A 19,324-nucleotide genomic window follows, 5' to 3' on the forward strand; every position below is an offset into this window, starting at 1 on the left:
TCGGCCGCCCCGCCCCGGCGGCGGCACCCGCCCGCGCCGCCGCCCGGCTCAGCCTCTCACCGCCTTGTACCTCGCCAGGGCCTCCTTGCGCTCCTCGGCGTGGTCGACGATCCGGCGGACGTACCCGTGCGCGTAGCCCTCCTCGTGGTCCCACGGCTGGTGCACCGCCTTGCCCGGCAGGTGCGCCAGCTCGGGCACCCAGCGGCGGACGTACTCCCCGCGCGGGTCGAACCTCTCGCCCTGCAGCACCGGGTTGAACACGCGGAAGTAGGGCGCGGCGTCCGTCCCGGTCCCGGCGACCCACTGCCAGTTGTGGTTGTTCGACGCCAGGTCGCCGTCGATGAGCCGGTCCAGGAACCACCGCGCCCCGACCGGCCACCACACGTGCAGGTCCTCGGTGAGGAAGCTGGCGGTGATCATCCGCACCCGGTTGTGCATCAGCCCGGTCGCCAGCAGCTGTCGCATCCCCGCGTCGACGATCGGATAACCGGTCTGCCCCTGTGCCACGCCTCGATCGCGTCCTGCGGCTCGTCGTAGCGCAGCCCCGCCAGCTCCTGCCGCAGGTCCGACCAGCCGGTGCGGGGGTGGTGGTGCAGCACGTCGGCGTAGAACTCCCGCCACGCCAGCTCGCTGACGAACCGCTCGACGCTCGCCCCGCCCTTGCCGGCAAGGTCCGCCAGCAGCGTCCGCGGGTGGACCGCCCCCACCTTGAGGTGGGCCGACATGCCGCTCGTCGAGTCCTCCGCCGGCCGGTCGCGCCCCCGGTCGTAGTCCGCCAGGTCCTGCTCGAGGAACTCCCGCCACCGCGCCAGCGCCGCCCGCTCGCCGGCGGGCGGCAGCTCGGGAAGGTCGTCGGTCGCGAGCGCCTCCTCGACCAGCCGGTCCGCGTCCGCGTCCCGTCCGAGGTCGGTCGGCGCCAACCCCTCGGGGTATGCCGCGGGGCCGGGCCACCCGTGTGCGCGCCAGGCCTTTCCGAAAGGGGTGAACACCTTGTAGGGGTCGCCCGAGCCGTTGCGGACCAGGCCGGGGCCGACGGCGTAGGGGGTGCCCGTCTCGACCCAGTCCACCTCGCCGGGCAGGGCGTCCTGGACCTGCTGGTCGCGGCGGACACCGTAGGGCGTCGTCTCCCGCGTGACGTGCACGCCGGTGGCACCTATCTCCCGGGCGACGGCGGGGACGACGTCGGCCGGGTCGCCGACGCGCAGGGTGAGCCGACCGTCGAGGTCCTCCTCGAGCGCCCGGAGGGTGGCGGCCAGCCAGGCGGTGCGGACCGGCCCGACCCTGGCCCACAGCGCCGGGTCGAGGACGAACAGGACGGTCAGGTCGCCGCCTGCGTCCTCGCGCGCCTTCAGCAGGGCGGGGTGGTCGCCCAGACGCAGGTCGCGCCGGAGCCAGAGCAGGCTGGACATGGCGCGAGTCTAGGTGGGTGGCGGCGAGCCTGCCCGTGGGTCGACCGTCGGCGGCATGGGCATGGGCATGGGCATCGGCATCGGCGGCGGGTGTCGGCAGCGAGGGGGAAGGAGGTGGGCGAAGAGGCGGGTCGTGGCACGACTAGGCTGGGATCCCAGACCGGGTCGACGAGACGGAGAGCCCGTGAGCACCACCGAGACGAGCACCACCCAGACGAGCACCACCCAGACCGACCAGTCCCGCTACGCGCGGCTGCGCACCTTCAACTGGATCGCCGCAGTGGTGCACGCCGCCCAGGCGGTGGCCGTCGTGCTCCTGGCGACCGACTTCACCCTGCCGGTCACCGCGACCTACCTCTCCGGCCCGCCCGGCACCCCGCCCGGCGACCAGGTCACGCTGTGGGACGTGCCGACCGCGCTGGCGATCGCGGCGTTCCTGGCGCTGTCGGCGCTCTTCCACGTCCTCGTCGCCTCGCCGGGGCTGTTCCAGCGCTACCGCGCGGGGCTGGAGCAGGGGCACAACTACTTCCGGTGGGTGGAGTACTCCCTGTCCAGCTCGCTGATGATCGTCATCATCGCCCAGCTGGTCGGGATCTCCGACGTGGTCGCGCTGCTCGCGCTGTTCGGCGTGAACGCCTCGATGATCCTCTTCGGCTGGCTGCAGGAGAAGTACCACCAGCCCGGGGACGGCGGGTGGCTGCCGTTCGTCTTCGGCTGCTTCGCCGGGGCCGTCCCGTGGATCGGGGTCGTGCTCTACACGGTCGCGCCCGGGTCGACGACCGGCGCCGAGCCGCCCGGCTTCGTCTACGGGATCATCGTCTCGCTGTTCCTCTTCTTCAACGTGTTCGCCCTGGTCCAGTGGTTGCAGTACCGCCCGGTCGGCCGGTTCCGGAACTACCTGACCGGTGAGACGGCCTACACCGTGCTCAGCCTGACGGCGAAGTCGGCGCTGGCCTGGCAGATCTTCGCCGGCACCCTCGTCGGCTGACCCGGGGCGACGCGCGCGCCCGCGGCGGGCGCGCGCCGCATACCTTTCGGGTGGGTGAGGTCGTGCTCCGGTCGACGGACGGGCACCTCTTCCTTCGGCCGGGCGTGCTCGCCTGGGAGGGTCCGCGCGCCCGCACTAGCGTGGTGCCATGGACACCGACCGAGCCCAGGACCCGCACCTCGTCGAGCCCCCGGCCACCCTCGCCCGCGACCGCTGGTGGGTGAGCGTCGCCGCGGTCGTCTGGCTGGGCGGCTCGCTGTTCGGGACCGGCCTGATCGGCGGCGGGGTCGAGCAGCAGGGGGACGGGCTGTTCTCCGACACCGCCACGCTCATCGCCCCGATGGGACCGGCCTTCTCGATCTGGTCGGTGATCTACCTGGGGCTGGCGGCCTACGTCGTCTGGCAGTGGCTGCCCTCGACCGCCCGCTCCCGGTGGGCCGCCCGCACCCGCATCCCCGCCGGCGTGGCGATCGCGCTCAACGGCGTGTGGCTGCTCGTCGTCCAGGCCGACCTCGTCTGGCTGTCGGTGGTCGTCATCGCCGGCATCGCCGTCAGCCTCGGCCTGGTCCTGCGGAACACGGCCGACCTGCCGCGCGAGGGGTGGGGCGCGGACCTGACGGTGTCGGCCACCCACGGGCTCTACCTGGGCTGGATCTGCGTGGCCACCTGCGCCAACGTCGCGCTCTTCCTCGTGGACCTGGGCGCTCCGGAGACCGGCACCACCGCCGAGCTCGTCACCGCGGCGGTCCTCGCGGTGGTGGTCGTCATCGCCGCCTGGCTGCTCCACCGGACGGGCCAGAGCATCTTCGCCGGCGGCATCGCGGCCGCGGTCGTCTGGGGCCTGGCCTGGGTCTCGGCGGGGCGGCTCACCGCGGAGCCGGACTCGACGACCGTCGGTCTCGCCGCGGCGGTGGCCGCCGTGGGCGTCGCCGCCCTGGCCGTCGTGCTGATCGTCAAGAAGGTCACCGGCCCCGACCCGTCCCGGCGAACGGTCTGACCCGTGGACCGCCCCGGGCGAGGAGGCGGCAGCCCGCGGGCGCGGGGCTGGTCGCCGCGGTGGGCCGTGGTGGTCTCGGTCGTGGGGGCGCTGGCGACCCTTCCCGTGCTGGTCTTCGCGCTGACGCTCATCGCCGACGACCTGGGGTCGACCGGCGAGAAGTTCGACGGCCTGGGGCTGGCGCTGGGCGGTCTTGCGCTCGTCCCCGTCGCCCTGGTCCTCCTGCCGTTCGCGTGGTTCTGGGCACGGGGAGGCAGGCCGGCGTTCTGGGTCGGGGCGGCGGCGGCCCTCGTGCTCGCCGTCCTCACCCTGCTCGAGGGGTTCCGGATCAGCTGAACCGGACCCGAAGCGGTGGGGCGCGGACCAGGCGGGGTGCGGCCTGAGCGGACCGGGGCGGTGCCCCGGCCGGGGCAGCCGGCACGGTCGAGACCCGGTGCGGAATCAGGTGGTCGAGGCGCCGGGGCCGCGCTGGTTGAGCCGTTCGGCGGCGCGCTGTCCGAGGACGGTGAGCTTGTCGACGACGCCGGTGCTCAGCTGGCGGGCGGCCACCCGCCCCTTGACCGGCCGCGACGCGTCCTTCCCGGGCGGGGCCGACGGCAGGAGCCGGTTGGCCAGTCCCATCACCCGGACGGTCGTCGAGGGCATGAGGCCGTGGACCCGGATGCCGACCTTGGCCATCGGGGTGAGCACGACGAGCGGCTTTCCGGCCAGGACGCCGTCGACCATCGTGCGGGCGGCCCGGCGGGCGTCCATCGACAGCAGCGGCAGCGACGCCGCTGGCCCGAACCACGCGAACTCCGCCGCCCGGTCGCCGGTGAAGAGCGCGTTCTCGTGCGACCCCGTCCGCATCAGCCCCGGCACGATCGTGGTGGCGGTGACCCCGGTGCCCATGAGCTCGGAGGACAACCCCTCGGTGAACCCCACCGCACCGAACTTGGCCGTGGCGTAGGGCAGCAGGTGCGGCGGCGAGACCTTCCCGCCGATGCTCGTCACGACGCCGATCCGGCCGTGCCCGCGCTCGCGCATCCCGGGCAGCACCGACCAGACCGTGTTGACCGGGCCCATGAGCATGACGCCGATGGCGTCGTCGAAGTGCTCGAGGGTCATCGTCTCGGCCGGCCCGACCTGGATGATCCCGGCGACGTGGACCAGCACCTCGACCGGTCCGAGGTCCTCCTCGACCTGCCGGACCAGCGCCTGGACCCCGTCACGGTCGGAGACGTCGCAGGCGTAGGGGACGACCCGCCCGGCCGCCTCTCCCTCGGCCGACCGGGCCTCGGACTCCGCCTGCCGGGCGCCCCGCTCCGTCTCCTGCAGGTTGCGCGCGCAGACGGCGACGTCGTGCCCCTGCTCGGCGAGGTTCTCGGCGATGAGCAGCCCCAGCCCGCGCGAGGCGCCGACGACCAGGGCGACAGGACGTGCTGACGTGGGTTCCATGTCTCGACGGTAGGAGGCCGCCCGCGGTCACGCGACCGGGAGCGGTGGCGCACGTCATACCCCCCTCACCCCTTCAGGGGTGGCGGACCCCCCCTCCCCCGCCTAGGGTGCGAGGACGACCACCTCATCGACGTGCCGGGGGCGGTCACGGGAGGAAACGCCCAGGGGCACGGACAGGAGGTGCCGTGCACGTCGTCGTCGTGGCGCACACGCGGTTCGCGCTCGCCCGGCCGTTCGCCGGCGGGCTGGAGTCGGTGACCTGGCACCTCGTGCGGGCGCTGACGGCGCGCGGGCACCGGGTCAGCGTCTTCGCGGCACCCGGCAGCGAGCCGATCGACGGCGTGGACTACCTCGAGCCGGCGACCCTCGAGCTGAGCGAGGCGGCCCGGGCCGACGTGTCCATGCCCGACGAGGGCAACCTGCAGCGGCACCACGCCTACCTCGCGCTCATGCTGGACCTGGCGGCGCGGACCGACGTCGACGTCGTGCACGTCCACGCGCTGCACTACCTGCCGACCGCGATGGCGCCGACCCTGCGCGTGCCGACCGTGCTCACGCTGCACACCCCGCCGACGCCCTGGCTGGAGTCGGCCCTGGACATCGCCGGGCGGTCCGCCGCGCGCGGGGTCGGCCGGATGCCGCACGTCACCGCGGTCAGCGCGCACACCGCCCGGGCGTGGCGGCACGCCGTCGACGCCGAGGTCGTGCGCAACGGCGTCGACACCGACGAGTGGACCCCGGGGCCGGGCGGCGACCGGCTCGTGTGGAGCGGCCGGATCACCCCCGAGAAGGCACCGCACACCGCCGTCGCGATCGCCCGCAGGGCGGGCATGCCGCTGGTCCTGGCGGGGCCGGTCTCCGACCGGCGCTACGCCAGGGAGCGCCTCTTCCCCCTGCTCGGCGACGGCGTCGAATACGCCGGCCACCTCGGCACCGCCGAGCTGACCGCCCTCGTCGGCGGCAGCGCGGCCGCGCTCGTGACCCCCGACTGGGACGAGCCCTACGGCCTGGTCGCCGCCGAGGCGCTCGCCTGCGGCACCCCGGTGCTGGCCCTGGCCCGCGGCGGGCTGCGGGAGATCGTCCGCGAGGAGGTCGGGGCGCTCGTCGTGCCCGACGACCGGCTCGTCGACCGGGCCGCCGCCGCCCTTCCGCGCGTCCTGGAGATCCCGCGCGAGCGCTGCCGCCGCTACGCCGAGGACCACCTGGGCATGGCGGCGATGGTCGACGGCTACCTGGGTGTCTACGAGCGGGCCCGCCGGGTGGCGGAGATCGCGTGATCGGCTACTACGTCCACCACCAGGGCTCCGGCCACGTCCGCCGGGCGGCCGCGGTGGCCCGCCGCATGCAGCACGACGTCGTGGGCCTGGGCTCCGCCCCGCGCCCCGACGGGTGGGCCGGGGCATGGGTCTCCCTGCCCCGCGACGACGACCCGCCGGTGGTCGACCCGGAGGCGGCCGACGTGACGGCTGGCGGCGTCCTGCACTGGGTCCCGCGGCACCATCCCGGGCTGCGGGCCCGGCACCGGGTGGTCGCGGACTGGATCGAGGAGGAGCGTCCGGCGCTGGTCGTCGTCGACGTCTCCGTCGAGATCAGCCTGCTGGTCCGCCTCTGCGGCGTCCCGGTCGTCGGCGGCGCGATGCCCGGTGACCGCACCGACCGGCCGCACCGGCTCGCCTACGACCTGGCCGAGGCGCTGCTCGCCCCGTGGCCGGCGCAGGCGCACCCGGACAACGGGTGGCCGCAGGCGTGGACGGACAAGACGTGGCACGTCGGGGGGATCAGCGCGCTCGACCCGGGGACCGAAGTGCCGGGGTCCGGCGACGACCCCGCGGGTATGCCGTCACGCACCGGGGTCCGCGACGTCCTCGTCCTCTGGGGCACCGGGGGGGACGACCCCGACCAGGGCGAGTACGCGCAGGCGCAGCGGGCCACGCCCGGCTGGCGCTGGACCTTCCGGGGCGGCCGGCTGCCCGCGGCCGACGGCGCGGTCCTTGCCGCCGAGCTGCGCGCCGCCGACGTCGTCGTCTGTCACGCCGGGCAGGGGGGTCGGTCGCCGACGTCGCCCTGCTGCGCCGGCCGGCGGTCGTGCTCGCCCAGCCGCGTCCGCACGGCGAGCAGGAGGCGACCGTCAGGGCCGTCGGCCGGATGGGCCTGGCCGCGACGCCGTCGGCTGGCCGTCGGCCGAGGAGTGGCCCGCTCTCCTGGAGCAGGCGCTGACGACCGGCGGCGACGGCTGGGAGAGGTGGGGCGGCGAGGGGGCCGTCGCCGCGGCCGCCCACCTGGACGATCTCGCCGACCGCTTCTCGGTCGAGACCCCAGCAGCACCGCAGGGGTCGACGGAAGGACCTGCATGACGCCATCTCCCCCGGCACGCGCCGCCGTGCTCACCATCGCCGCCGGACGGCACGACCACCTGCGCGGGCAGGTCGCCGGCCTGGCCCGTTCGCACCGTATGCCCGACCTGCACGTCGTCGCCTCGATGGGTGACGACGACCTCACCGCCGGCCGGGTCGAGGGCCTGGCCGGCCCCTGGACCACCGAGGTCGTCCCGGTGCCCGTCGGCGACCTCGGCCTGCCCCTCGCGCAGGCCCGCAACGCCGCGGCCGCCCGGGCCGAGGAGCTGGGCGCCGACCTGCTGGTCTTCCTCGACGTGGACTGCGTGCCCGGGCCGGACCTGGTCGGCACCTACGCCACCTCCGCGCTCGGGCAGCAGCGGCCCCCGGCCCCGGCGATCTGGTGCGGGGACGTGGCCTACCTGCCGCCGCTGGCCCCCGGCGAGCAGCTCGACCTGGACCGGTTGGAGGAGCGCGGCCGGCACCGGGACGACCGGGTGCGCCTCGAGCCGGGCGACACGGTCCGCGAGTGCGACCTGCGGAAGTTCTGGTCGCTGTCCTTCGCGATGACCCCCCAGGACTTCCGGCTCGCGGGCGGGTTCTGCGCGGACTACGTCGGCTACGGCGGGGAGGACACCGACTTCGCCCAGGCCGTCGCCCACGCCGGGGGGAGCCTGACCTGGGTGGGGGGCGCGACGGCATACCACCAGCACCACGAGAGCACCTCCCCGCCCGTGCAGCACCTGGAGGCGATCGTGCGCAACGCCGGGGTCTTCCACGAGCGGTGGGGCTGGTGGCCGATGGAGGGGTGGCTGGCGGCGTTCGAGGAGCGCGGGATGGCGCGCGTGGGCGCCGGCGGTCGCTGGGAGGTCGCCCGATGACCCCCCGCCGGACCCGGGCGACGCTGGGGCCGGTGGCTGCGGTGGGCCGCGCCGGTGGCCCCGCGAACGGCGGCTCCGCGAACGGCGGCCACGACGGCGGACGCCCCGTGCGCGTGCTGTCGGTGCCGTCGGACCACAGCTACGTCCAGCACCTGCTGGACCCCGACCCGGAGGCCGAGCAGGGCTTCGTCCTGCTGCCCGACCCGCCCGTGCCCGGGGCCGCGCCCGGCGTCTGGTGGCCGCACCCCGGCCTGGACGCCGACTGGGTGCTCGAGCACGCCGGCGACCTCGACGTCGTCCACGTGCACTTCGGCACCGAGTCCAAGACCGTCGAGGAGCTGGTGGAGTGGCTGGCCGCGCTGCGGCGGGCCCGCGTGCCGCTGGTGCTGACCGTGCACGACATCGCCCACCCGCACCTGCGCGACCAGTCGAGCTACCACGAGCAGCTCGCCGTCCTCGTGCCCGCCGCGGACGCGCTGCTGACGCTCACCGAGGGGGCCGCGGACGTCGTCGAGGAGCGGTGGGGCGTGCGGCCCGAGGTGGTCCGCCACCCGCACGTCGTGCCGCTGCCGCTGGTCGGTGCGCCGCGCCCCCGGCACGAGGGCTTCCGGGTCGGGCTGCACCTGAAGAGCCTGCGCACCAACCTGGACCCGGTGCCGGTGATCGACCCGCTGCGGGAGGCGGTGCGCCGGGTCGAGGGCGGGAAGCTGCACGTGCACGCCCACCCCGAGCTGCTGGACGAGGACTTCGGCCGCTACGACCCGCGCGTGGCCCGGGCGCTGCGGACCCTCGAGGACGACCCGGTCGCCGAGGTCCACGTGCAGCCGCGGATGAGCGACCCCCAGCTGTGGGACTACCTGCGCTGCGTGGACGTCTCGGTGCTGGCCTACGCCTGGGCCACCCACTCCGGCTGGGTCGAGGCCTGCCGCGACGTCGGCACCTGGGTGCTGGTCCCGGAGGTCGGCCACCTGCTCGAGCAGGGCGGGGTGCTGGCGTGGGGCCGGCCCGACGAGCCGCCCTCCGTGGACCGGTTGCACGACCTGCTCGAGGTGGCCAAGGACCGTCGGCCGCAGGCGATCTCATCCCAGGACCGGTACGACCAGCGGCGGCTGCTGGCGGCCCGGCACGCCGAGGTCTACCGTCGGGTTCTCCAGGAGCGCACCGGCAGCCTGCGCGGGGCGGACGTGGACGTGGCGCCGCAGGAGGCCGGGACCGCCCGGGAGGACGAACCGAGGAGACGCTGATGGACGACGGACGCCGGCAGCACTACGGCGGGTTCTACGGGCTGGAGGACCTGCCCCGTTCGGACCGCCCGCGCGTGCTCGTCCACGGGAACTGCCAGGCCGAGGCGCTGCGGGTGGCGCTCGCCACGGCCGACGCGCTCGACACGGTCCGCGTGCCCCCCGTCCACGAGCTGGAGCAGGACGACCTGCCCTCCCTCCAGGGGGTGCTGGACTGGGCCGACGTCGTGCTCGCCCAGGCGGTCCAGGACGACTACCGGGGTATGCCGCTGGGCACCGCCCAGGTCGTGTCCCGCTCGGGCGGGGCCCGGCTGGTGGCGCTGCCGAACTACTTCTCGCGCCGGCTCTTTCCCCAGCAGGTGCTCGTCCGCGGCGAGGGGATCGGGGACCCCCCGCTCGTGCCCTACCAGGACGTGCGGCGGATCGGGCGGGCCGCGGGCTGGGACGGCCCCTGGGAGCCGCCGCACGAGCTGGTCGTGGAGCGTGCCGCGGCGGGGCAGGAGGAGCTGCGGCGGCGCGAGCGGGAGCAGGGCTCCCTGGTGATCAGCGACGTCGTGGAGTCGGCCGGGGCCGACGCGGGCTGGACGGTCGACCACCCGGGCAACCCGGTCCTGGTGGCCCTGGCCCAGCGGGTGCTGGACCACCTGGTCGACGCTGATGTCCTGGACCGGCGGGACGGCGAGGTGCCGCAGGTGTCCCACCCGGGCAGGACCCTGCTCGCGTCGGTGCAGACGCCGGTCTCCCCGGTGGTCCTCGACGCGCTGGGCCTGGACGCCTCCGGCGCGCGGTCCGCGTGGGTCGTGGACGGGCGGACCGTGCCCGACGAGGAGGTGGACGAGGCGCACACGGCGTTCTACGCGGAGAACCCGAAGGTCGTGGAGGTCGGGATGCGCAAGTACGCCGAGCTGCTCACCGCGTGGGGCTGGAGGGAGTGAGCGCGGGGTCCTCCTCGCCCACGTCGGCACGGGGAGCGAGGTCCGCGCCCGGGCCGGGGAGACCCGCTGACGTCCCGCCCGTCGTCCACGTCGTTCCGGGGCCGGACGCCCACGGCGTGGTGCTGCACGGGGTGCGGATCCACGGGGCGACCTCGGGCGGACCGCGCGACGGCAGTCTCGCCGGCCGGTCGGGCCCGGTCCTGGGGTCGGGGGCGCCCGTGCTCGTCCGCGCCGACCTGCTGTCCGAGGTCGACCCCGGGCTGCTGCGGGACCGGCGGGTCGTCGTCCAGGTCACCGACCGGGTGCTGGCACCGACCCGCGACGAGGCCCTGGCGGCCTGGCGCCGGGCGACCGCCGGTGTCGTCCGGACCACCGTCGTCCTGCACGACCTGCCGCAGGCCTCCGACGGGCGGCACCAGGGGCCCCGGAGCGAGCTGTACGCCGCGCTCTGCACCGACGCCGACGACGTCGTCGTGGCCAGCCGGCACGAGAAGCTGCTGCTCGCGGCCGTCCTGCGCCACGCCTTCCCCGGGCCGAGGGCGCGGGCCCTGCTCGACCGGACCCACGTCATACCCCTGCCGGTGGTGCGGTCGCCCGCCGCGCCGGGTGGTGCCGCGCACGGCGGGCCCGGCGTCGGGGGACCCGTGCCCGGGGAGGGGTCCTCCGGGGCGGGGCGTCCCCGTCCGACCGTGGCCACGCTGGGGTTCCTCTACCCCGGCAAGGGGGTCGAGGAGGTCGTCGACGCGGCGGCCGAGGCCGGGCTGGACGCGGTCAACGTCGGCGGCGTGTCCGCCGGCCACGACGACCTCGTCGAGCAGCTGACCGGCCGGGCGGCCGCGGCCGGCACGCGGTGGTCGGCCACCGGGTGGGTCGAGGACGCCGACCTGCCCGTCGCGCTCGCCGGCGCCGGGATCCCGGTCGCCGCCCACCGGCACCTGTCCGCGTCCGGGTCGATCAACAGCTGGCTGGCCGCGGGGCGGCGGCCGATCGTCGTGACGTCGCGGTACACCCGTGAGCTGGCCGACCGGCTGCCCGGCGCCGTGCGGCTGGTGGAGCCGACGCACGAGGCGCTCGTCGCGGCCCTGCGCGAGGCGGCCGACGACCCGGCGTCGACGTGGTTGGCCGACGACGTCGAGCTCGGACCGGACGAGGACGAGGCGGCCGCGATGCTGCACGCGGTCGCCGACCGGCCGGCGGTGTCGGTCGTGGTCCCCTACTACCGCGGTCAGGCCTTGCTGGACGTCATCCTGGCCCAGGTGGACACCCAGGAGGGGGTCGTGGGCGGGCTCGAGGTGGTCGTCGCCGACGACGGGTCGCCCGAGCCCCCGACGGTGCACGGGGCGAGGTCCGGGGCCGAGGTCGGCGGGGAGGGCACGCTCGTGACCGCTGGTCGCTGGCCGGTGCGGGTGGTCCGGCAGGGGCGCGACGGGTTCCGCGCGGGGGCGGCGCGCAACCTGGGGGCCCGGCACGGGGCGGGGAGGGTGGTCGTCTTCGTCGACGGCGACACCGTGCCGGGCGCCGGAACCGTGGCGGCGCTCCAGGAGGCCTGTCGCACACCGGGGTCGACGCTCGCGGTGGGGCACCGGCGGCACGCCACCCTGACCCGCCCGGACGGCACGGTGACCTGGCCGCCGCAGGACGAGCTGCCCGAGCCGGAGTGGCTCGCGCAGGGGTTCGCCGCCACCGCCGACCTGGCCGAGGCCGACGACGGCGCCTTCCGGTGGATCATCTCGGCGGTGATGGCGGTCGACCGGGCGCTGTGGGACGTCCTGGGGGGTCCTGGGGGGCTTCGACGAGCGGCTGAAGGGCTACGGCGGCGAGGACTGGGAGCTGGCCTGGCGCGCCTGGCTCGCCGGGGCCGACCTCGCCCACGTGCCGGACGCGGTGGCCTGGCACGACGGACCCGACCTCAAGGGGCGGGAGGGCGAGGAGGCCGAGCAGCTGGCCCGCACCAAGAACGCCGAGACCACCCGGCTCGCGCCCCTCCTGCCGCACCCCCTGGTCCGCGGCCGCGGCTGGACGCACCCGTGTCCCGACGTGGTCGCCCTCGTCGACGCCGCCGGCTGGACCCCCGGCCAGGTGGAGGTCGTGGTCGAGACGCTGCTCGACCACGGGGACGTGGGGGTGTGGGTGCGTGGTGGAGAGACCACCGGCCGGCCGACCCGCGGGTGCACGCGGGTCTGCCGGGGCACGACGTGCTGTCGCGGGCGCGCGCGACCGTCGTCGTGCACGAGCCGGTCGAGGTGCTGCGGCTGCCGTGGGACCCCTGGCCGGACGAGCTGACGTCGGTGGTGGCCGGGACGGCGGGGGGCGGGGCGGGCCCCGCAGGAGCTCCCGGGGTCCGGACGGTGCCGGCCGACGGCGCGGTGCCGGGCGACGGCGCGGGCCCCGTCACCGTCTCGGCCACCCGGCTCGCCGCGAGGGGTTCCCAACCGCTCGTCCTCGGAGCAGACTGGACCAGGCCCGTGCCACGGGAGGTCGTGGTCGAGCACTGGCGCCAACGGAGGCTGGACGATGAGCGACGACGCACCGATGAGCGACGACCGACGAGCTCCTGACGACGGGCGCACGAGCGACGACCCGCCGTGGGAGCCGCCCCTGACCGGTGACGAACCGGCCCATCTCCTCGGCAGCCTCGACCGCCTGCGGATGACCTTCCGCTGGAAGGCCGACGGGCTCGACGCCGCGTCGCTCGCGTCCCGGGCGGGCGCCTCCCAGCTGACGATGGGCGGTCTGCTCAAGCACCTGGCCAGCGTCGAGGCGACGGGGTCGACCTTCCGGCTGGACGGGAGCAACCCGGGCAGCCCGTGGGCCGAGGCCGACTGGGAGGGGGACCCGGGCTGGACGTTCACCACCGCGGCCGACGACTCCCCCGAGGAGCTCTACCGCCTCTACGACGAGGAGGTCGCCCGTGCCCGGAAGCGGTTCCGCGCGGCCGTCGCCGACGGCGGGCTCGACCGTCCGGTGGCGCTCGGAGGAGAGGACTTCACCGTCAGCCTGCGGCGGCTGCTCTTCGACCTGGTCGAGGAGTACGGCCGGCACACCGGCCACGCCGACCTGATCCGCGAGGCCCTCGACGGTCGGGTCGGCGAGGATCCGCCGCCGGACTGGTCCCCGCCCCCGTCCTGGCTCGCCTGATCCTCATCCCCGGCGGAGTCCTCTTCGACGTCGGACTCCTCATTCCCGGCGGCCCTCCTCATCCCCGTCGGCCGTCCCCCGCCCGCCGCTCCAGCCACCGGACGTCCACGGCGAACGACCAGGTCACGACGACGACAGCGACGGCGACGGCGACCTGGACCAGCGGCGCCGGCCAGAACGGTGCCATCCCGATGACCAGCGTCCCCGTCATCGTCCCGCCGGCGATCCGGCGCGAGGGCCGCCGCGGCAGCGTCCGCCGCCAGGCCGGCCGCACGAGCTGGGCCGCCAGGAAGACCGGGAACAGCAGCCCGCCCACGAGGGCCCAGGGCGCGAGCGGGGCCATCGCCAGCGACATCACGAGCACGAGCGCCCCGTCGACACCCGAGTCCAGTCGTGCTCCCCGCTCGGAGGCCGACCCGGTCCGGCGCGCGACATACCCGTCCAGGGAGTCCAGGGCCCACGCGGGCACCGCGACGGCGACCACCCACCAGGCCCGCATCGGCTCCCCGGCCGTCAGCGCGCCGACGACGATCACCCCCAGGACCACGACCAGCACGCCCCGTCCCAGCGTGATGAGGTCGGCGGCCCGCCCGCGCCACGAGGCCCGGAGCCGCTGCGCAGTGGCGGCGCGCCGGACCCGTGCGCCGGGAGGACGGTTCGGTCCACGTTCCGACGCTACCCGTTACCCGTCGGTTGCGCGCTCCCCCGGACGGCGGGCGGCGCGAGGACCGACGACAATGGCGGGATGGAGGCACGGGCGTACTGGACGGTGGCCCCGGGCCGCGGCGAGATCCGCACCGAGACGCTCCCGCTGCCCGGGCCCGGCGAGGCGCTCGTCCGGGCGACCCTCTCCGCCGTCAGCCGAGGCACGGAGCTGCTCGTGCACCGCGGAGGCGTGCCCGACGCCGTGGCCGAGCGGATGCGCGCCCCGTTCCAGGTCGGCGAGCTGCCCGGCCCGGTCAAGTACGGCTACCTCTCCGTCGGCGTCGTCGAGGACGGGGAGGCGGAGTGGGTGGGGCGGCGCGTCTTCTGCCTCCACCCCCACCAGGACCGGTATGTCGTTCCCGTCACCGCGCTGACGCCGCTGCCCGACGACCTGCCGGACCGGCGGGCGGTGCTCCTGGGCACCCTGGAGACGACGGCCGTCAACGCGCTGTGGGACGGCCGGCCGCTCTACGGCGACCGGGTGGCGGTCGTCGGCGGCGGGATGGTCGGCGCCTGCGTCGCCGCGCTGCTGGGGCGGATGCCGCTGACCAGGCTCGAGCTCGTCGAGCCCGACGCGCAGCGCCGGTCGCTCGCCGCCGCGCTGGGTGCGGTGGGCGTGACCCCCGAGGAGGCGTCCGGCGACTGTGACCTCGTCTTCCATGCCTCGGCGACTTCCGCGGGGCTGCAGCGCTCCCTGGAGCTGCTCGGTGACGAGGGGGAGGTCGTCGAGCTGTCCTGGTACGGCGACCACCCGGTCACCCTCGGCCTCGGCGCCGACTTCCACGCCCGCCGCCTCTCGGTCCGCGCCAGCCAGGTCGGCCGGGTCAGCCCGCACCGCGCCGCCCGCCACGACCACGCCGACCGCCGGCAGGTCGCGGTCCGGGCCGCGGCCGACGAGCGGCTCGACGCGCTGCTGGCCGGGCCCACGCCGCTGGCCGACCTGCCTCCCCTCATGGACCGCCTGGCCGACGGGGCGCCCGGACTGTGCCACCTGGTGTCCTACGACGGGTCGGCCCCGTGAGGCGCGACCGGCCACGGCGGAACCCGCGCCCTGGCCGGCGCGCACGGCATACCCCCTGATCCTCGACCGCAAGGAGCCCGCGTTGTTCACCCTCACCGTCCGCGACCACGTGATGCTCGCGCACTCGCTGGCCGACCCGTTCTTCGGGCCGGCGCAGGGGCTGCACGGGGTGACCTACGTCGTGGAGGCGACCTTCGAGCGGCCCGACCTCGACGAGCACGGGGTGGTGATGGACATCGGGGCCGCGACCGAGGCGCTCGAGGGGGTGCTGGGGCGGATCGCCTACGCCAACCTCGACGAGATGGCGGAGTTCGCCGGGATGCTCACCACCACCGAGGTGATGGCGCGGTGGGTGGCCGACCAGCTGGCCGCAGCGGTCGAGGTCACCGGGCTGGCGGCGCTGACCGTGACGCTGCGGGAGCACCCGGACGCGTGGGCGAGCTACCGGCGCAACCTGGGCGGGTGAGCTCCTCCGGCGGTGCGGGCGGGGTCCTGACCCTGGTCGTGCCCGCGCGGCCGGCGGGGGAGCCCAGCGGCGGGGACCGGTATGACGCCGCCGTCGCCGCCGCGTGGCGGGCGCGGGGGCGTCGGGTGCGCGTGGAGGCGGTCGCGGGGTCCTGGCCGCGGCCGACCGGGGAGGACCTGGGCAGGCTGGCGGAGGTGCTGCTCGGCGGCTCCTCAGCGGCATCCGTGTCACATCGGTCGTCCCGGCGACCGGTGTGTTCCGAGAGCGGAGAGCCGGAGGGACCGGAGGGGGGCGGTGGCCCGGTGCTGATCGACGGGCTGGTCGGCTGCGCGGCGCCGGAGGTGGTGGAGCGCTGCGCCGCCCGGAGGCCGACGGCGCTGCTCGTGCACGCAGTCCTGTCGGAGGGGGCCGGCGCGGCGGGGGGAGGACGCGGCGGCGCTCGACCGCGCGGAGGCGCGGGCGCTGCGGGCGGCCGGCGTGGTGGTGGCGACGAGCCGGTTCGCGGCGCAGGAGCTGGAGCGGCGGTACGGGCTGACCGACGTCGTCGTGGCCCGGCCGGGCGCCGACCCGGCGCCGGTGGCCGCAGGCACGCCGCCGCCGCGCGGCCCGCAGCTGCTGACGCTCGCGGCGGTCACGCCGGTCAAGAACCACGGCGTGCTGCTCCGGGCCCTGGCCGGGGTGCGCGACCTGCCGTGGTCCGCCCGGATGGTCGGCCCCGCCCCGGACCCCGGGCACCTCGACCGACTGCTGCGGCTGGCCGACGACCTGGGGGTCGCCGACCGGGTCGACTGGCCGGGCGCGCTGGTCGGTGAGGCGCTGGACCGGACCTGGGCGACGAGCGACCTGCTGGTGCATCCGTCGCGGAGCGAGACCTACGGCCTGGTCGTCGTCGAGGCACACGCGCACGGCATACCGACGGTGGTGGGGGCGGGGACGGGTGCGGTGGAGGCGCTGGCGGGAGGGTCAGGCCCGGAGGCCGGTGCGACCCCTCCGGTGGAGCTGCCCGGGACGGCGGTCGCGGTGGACGGCCCCGACCCCCTCGCCGGCGTGCTGCGGGCCTGGCTGACCCAGGACGACCTGCGGCGGCGGTGGCGGGACGCGGCCCTGGCTCGACGGGAGCGGCTCGAGGGGTGGGACCGTACGACCGAGCAGCTCGACGCCGCCCTCGCCAGAATGGGGCGATGACGACCGAGGAGCCGGCGCAGCGGGCCTGTCCGGACTGGCTGGACCTGCGCGCGGAGGTGGACACCCGGGCGCGGGACGCGGGGGCCGGGGAGCTGCTCGCGGCCCTGGTCGACGCGGTGGGTGGGGGTGGCCCTCGCGACGCAGGTGCGGGGGGAGCGGGGGGAGCAGGGGCGGGTCAGCGGGCGCAGGACCTGACGGACGGGTCGCTGCCGGGCCGACGGCCCACGGTGCGGATCGTCGACGTGGGAGCCGGGACGGGACGGGAGCCAACCGGAGGTACCTCTCGGCACGCCTGCCGTTCGACCAGGAGTGGGTGGCGGTGGACCACGACGCCGAGCTGCTGGCGCACCCCGGGCACGACGGCTCGCGGCGGGTCCGCGGGTCGGTCCAGGACCTGCCGGAGGTGCTGGCGGCCCTGCCGGGCGGGACGGGGGCGTCCTGGGGTCGCGACGTCCGGACGCGTGGAGAGGGCGCCGACGGGCAGCACGGCGCTGGGCCACAGCGGGGCACCGTGGTCCCGACCGTCGTCGTGGCCACCGCCGTGCTCGACGTGCTGACGACCCAGGACCTCACCGCCCTGGCGGACGCCGTGGCGATCGCGGGGGCGGGACTCCTGTCCCTGTCGGTGACCGGGGAGGTGCGCTGGGAGCCGGCCGACCCGGCGGACGTGCTGCTGTCGGCGGCGTTCGACGACCACCAGCGGCGCGACGGCCGCCCGGGACCCGACGCCCCGGCGGTCCTGACGCGGCTGCTCCGGGAACGGGGCCTGCAGGTGCTGACCGCGTCGACACCCTGGGACCTGCCCGGTCGGGACGGCCGGTACCGGGCTCTGCTCGAGCGGTGGCTGGACGAACGGGTCGAGGACGCCGTCGAGCGGGACCCGTCCTCGGCCGTCGACCTGCGGACGTGGCAGCAGCGACGCCGGGAGCAGCTGGCCTCAGGTGGGCTGCGGGTCCTCGTCGACCACGTCGACCTGCTCGCCCTCGACGCCGGAGGCCTCGGCGGTCCCGGTGGGCGCGGCGTCGTCCCGGACGGACCCCACGGCGCGCAACCGGGGGCGTGAGGACGCGACGGGCCCGCCGGTCTCGGCGGACCCGCCGGTCTCGGCGGACCCGGCGGTCTCGTCCGGGAAGCCGGACGCCGCCGTCTCCTCCGCCGAGCCGGACGCCTCGGTCAGCTCCGCAGAGCCGGACGCCTCGGTCAGCACGAACTCGGTGACGACGTCCTCGCCCAGCATCCACCGCCGCGCGGACGGACGGAGGGGTCGGCGAGCCGGTCGGTGCCCCCGACCCGCAGGCCGGGCACGCCGTCACCGATGAGCACCGGGGCGGTGGTGAGGAAGAACCGGTCCACCGCACCCGCCGCGACGAACGCGGACACCAGCCGTCCCCCGCCCTCCACGAGCACCCGGGACAGGCCGCGCGCCGCCAGCAGCTGCAGGACCTGGTACGGCTCCATCACCCCGTCCGTCGTCCAGCGCACGAGCTCCACGTGGTCGGCCAGGCCCTCGGCGGCCACGTCGGCGTCCCGACCGACGACCCACAGGGTCGGTGCCGCGCCGTCGGTCAGGGTGGCCGCGCCGGGCGGCAGGACGCCGCGCGGGTCCAGGACCACCCGGACCGGGTTGTCCCCCGGCACGGCCCGCACCGTGAGGCGGGCGTCGTCGGCCGCCACCGTGGCACCACCGACGACGACCGCGTCGACGAGCGCGCGCAGGCGGTGCAGGTGCTCGCGGTCGGCGTCCCCGGTGACGTACTCCGCGTCACCGGTCCGGCTGGCGATGAAGCCGTCCATGCTCTGGCCGAGCTGGGCCAGGACGAGCGGGGCACGCCGTCCGGCCGCGACGAGAGGCCCGTAGCGGTCGGCCAGCACGCCGCTGGACGGCACCCTGCCCCGGAGGAGCAGGTCCCACTCGTCGGGGGCGTGGCGGTCGTGCCCCATGCGGTCCCGCTTGGTCGCGAGGTAGTGCTCGTTCTCCGGCCGGGTGGGCACGATGAGCGGCCGGCGCTCCTCGATGGTGATGCCCAGCTCGGTCAGCGCCCGCTCCTTGGCCGGGTTGGAGGAGAGCAGCCGCACCGACCGCACGCCCAGGTCGGCCAGCATCGCGGCCGACTGGTCGTAGGTGCGCGCGTCCGCCGGGTGGCCCAGCTGGAGGTTCGCGTCGACGGTGTCGACCCCGGTGTCCTGGAGCGCGTACGCCCGCATCTTCTCGACCAGGCCGATCCCGCGTCCCTCGTGCCCGCGGACGTAGACGACCGCGCCACGGCCCTCCTGGGCGACGAGGTGGAGGGCGTGCTGGAGCTGGTCGCCGCAGTCGCAGCGCCGCGACCCCAGCGCGTCCCCGGTGAGGCACTCCGAGTGCACCCGCACGAGCGGGGCCGGGGCGTCCGCGGCGTCGTCGTCCTCGATGCCGACGCTGAGGACCACGTGCTCCTCGCCGGAGTCGTCGCGGTAGGCCGTCATCCGGAAGGTGCCGTGCCGGGTGGGCAGCACGGTGTCGGCCATCCGCTCGACCATGGTGAAGCGGTCACCGGGCACGGCATCCATCGACATCCCTCCAGTATCCCGTGACGGCACCCGGGACGGGG

The 19,324-nt window shown here is 76.1% G+C and carries 16 protein-coding genes and 2 pseudogenes; 14 read left to right on the forward strand and 4 right to left on the reverse strand.

All coding sequences use genetic code 11. From position 1 onward, the window contains the following. Positions 1-48: 48 nt before the first annotated feature. Positions 49-1,409 (reverse strand): annotated as a pseudogene (locus tag ACQ95T_RS01120) (cryptochrome/photolyase family protein). A gap of 184 nt (positions 1,410-1,593) precedes the next feature. Between ACQ95T_RS01120 and heR the strand changes: the two are divergent. From heR to ACQ95T_RS01135, 3 genes are all read left to right on the forward strand, one after another. Then, positions 1,594-2,397, forward strand: coding sequence for a heliorhodopsin HeR (heR, locus tag ACQ95T_RS01125; protein ID WP_425942977.1), 804 nt, complete (start codon positions 1,594-1,596; stop codon positions 2,395-2,397). A gap of 148 nt (positions 2,398-2,545) precedes the next feature. Further along, positions 2,546-3,394: a tryptophan-rich sensory protein gene (locus tag ACQ95T_RS01130; RefSeq protein WP_425942978.1), complete on the forward strand. Its 849-nt coding sequence runs from the start codon at positions 2,546-2,548 to the stop codon at positions 3,392-3,394. 3 nt (positions 3,395-3,397) lie between these two features. Next, the gene (locus ACQ95T_RS01135; protein WP_425942979.1) at positions 3,398-3,730 is read left to right on the forward strand and encodes a hypothetical protein; all 333 of its coding nucleotides are present in this window, start codon (positions 3,398-3,400) and stop codon (positions 3,728-3,730) included. A gap of 105 nt (positions 3,731-3,835) precedes the next feature. Here ACQ95T_RS01135 and ACQ95T_RS01140 read toward each other — a convergent pair whose 3' ends face one another. Beyond that, entirely contained in the window at positions 3,836-4,831 is a 996-nt protein-coding gene (locus tag ACQ95T_RS01140; protein WP_425942980.1) for an SDR family NAD(P)-dependent oxidoreductase, read from the reverse strand. Between the two features lie 185 nt (positions 4,832-5,016). Here ACQ95T_RS01140 and ACQ95T_RS01145 point away from each other — a divergent pair, with 185 nt between their 5' ends. The 7 genes and pseudogenes from ACQ95T_RS01145 to ACQ95T_RS01175 all read left to right on the forward strand — a co-directional run bounded on the left by ACQ95T_RS01145 (position 5,017) and on the right by ACQ95T_RS01175 (position 13,359). Beyond that, a complete protein-coding gene (locus tag ACQ95T_RS01145; RefSeq protein ID WP_425942981.1) occupies positions 5,017-6,108 on the forward strand; it encodes a glycosyltransferase in 1,092 nt (363 codons plus the stop codon). Next, entirely contained in the window at positions 6,105-8,045 is a 1,941-nt protein-coding gene (locus ACQ95T_RS01150) for a glycosyltransferase family 2 protein (protein ID WP_431473409.1), read from the forward strand. Before ACQ95T_RS01145 ends, ACQ95T_RS01150 begins: the two co-directional genes overlap by 4 nt. Continuing rightward, positions 8,042-9,289 carry a glycosyltransferase gene (locus tag ACQ95T_RS01155; RefSeq protein WP_425942984.1) on the forward strand — a complete coding sequence of 416 codons (1,248 nt, stop codon included), beginning with the start codon at positions 8,042-8,044 and terminating at the stop codon, positions 9,287-9,289. Before ACQ95T_RS01150 ends, ACQ95T_RS01155 begins: the two co-directional genes overlap by 4 nt. Beyond that, complete coding sequence (locus ACQ95T_RS01160) at positions 9,289-10,221, forward strand: WcbI family polysaccharide biosynthesis putative acetyltransferase (protein WP_431473410.1); 933 nt, start codon at positions 9,289-9,291, stop codon at positions 10,219-10,221. The genes ACQ95T_RS01155 and ACQ95T_RS01160 overlap by 1 nt, the downstream gene beginning before the upstream one ends. Before the next feature lie 1,166 nt (positions 10,222-11,387). After that, positions 11,388-11,759, forward strand: a pseudogene (locus ACQ95T_RS01165) (glycosyltransferase family 2 protein); the annotation flags it as partial. 262 nt (positions 11,760-12,021) lie between these two features. Next, positions 12,022-12,504: a glycosyltransferase family 2 protein gene (locus tag ACQ95T_RS01170; RefSeq protein WP_431473879.1), complete on the forward strand. Its 483-nt coding sequence runs from the start codon at positions 12,022-12,024 to the stop codon at positions 12,502-12,504. A 231-nt stretch (positions 12,505-12,735) separates the two neighbouring features. Beyond that, positions 12,736-13,359, forward strand: a complete 624-nt coding sequence (locus ACQ95T_RS01175; RefSeq protein ID WP_425942987.1) for a DUF664 domain-containing protein — start codon at positions 12,736-12,738, stop codon at positions 13,357-13,359. A gap of 58 nt (positions 13,360-13,417) precedes the next feature. Here the strand turns inward: ACQ95T_RS01175 and ACQ95T_RS01180 are convergent, their stop codons facing one another. Beyond that, entirely contained in the window at positions 13,418-13,915 is a 498-nt protein-coding gene (locus ACQ95T_RS01180) for a CDP-alcohol phosphatidyltransferase family protein (RefSeq protein WP_431473411.1), read from the reverse strand. A gap of 189 nt (positions 13,916-14,104) precedes the next feature. Between ACQ95T_RS01180 and ACQ95T_RS01185 the strand changes: the two genes are divergently transcribed. The 4 genes from ACQ95T_RS01185 to ACQ95T_RS01200 all read left to right on the forward strand — a co-directional run bounded on the left by ACQ95T_RS01185 (position 14,105) and on the right by ACQ95T_RS01200 (position 17,799). Continuing rightward, positions 14,105-15,085 (forward strand): zinc-dependent alcohol dehydrogenase, encoded by a 981-nt coding sequence (locus ACQ95T_RS01185; RefSeq protein WP_431473412.1) that lies wholly within the window; start codon positions 14,105-14,107, stop codon positions 15,083-15,085. An 82-nt stretch (positions 15,086-15,167) separates the two neighbouring features. After that, a complete protein-coding gene (locus ACQ95T_RS01190; protein ID WP_425942990.1) occupies positions 15,168-15,551 on the forward strand; it encodes a 6-pyruvoyl trahydropterin synthase family protein in 384 nt (127 codons plus the stop codon). A gap of 462 nt (positions 15,552-16,013) precedes the next feature. Beyond that, entirely contained in the window at positions 16,014-16,736 is a 723-nt protein-coding gene (locus ACQ95T_RS01195; RefSeq protein WP_431473880.1) for a glycosyltransferase family 4 protein, read from the forward strand. Positions 16,737-17,049: 313 nt separating this feature from the next. Then, positions 17,050-17,799: a hypothetical protein gene (locus ACQ95T_RS01200; protein WP_431473413.1), complete on the forward strand. Its 750-nt coding sequence runs from the start codon at positions 17,050-17,052 to the stop codon at positions 17,797-17,799. 137 nt (positions 17,800-17,936) lie between these two features. Here the strand turns inward: ACQ95T_RS01200 and ribA are convergent, their stop codons facing one another. Next, positions 17,937-19,289, reverse strand: coding sequence for a GTP cyclohydrolase II (gene ribA / locus ACQ95T_RS01205; RefSeq protein ID WP_431473414.1), 1,353 nt, complete (start codon positions 19,287-19,289; stop codon positions 17,937-17,939). Positions 19,290-19,324: the final 35 nt, after the last annotated feature.

The sequence above is a fragment of the Ornithinimicrobium carbonis genome (assembly GCF_050703245.1).
Lineage (GTDB): Bacteria > Actinomycetota > Actinomycetes > Actinomycetales > Dermatophilaceae > Ornithinicoccus.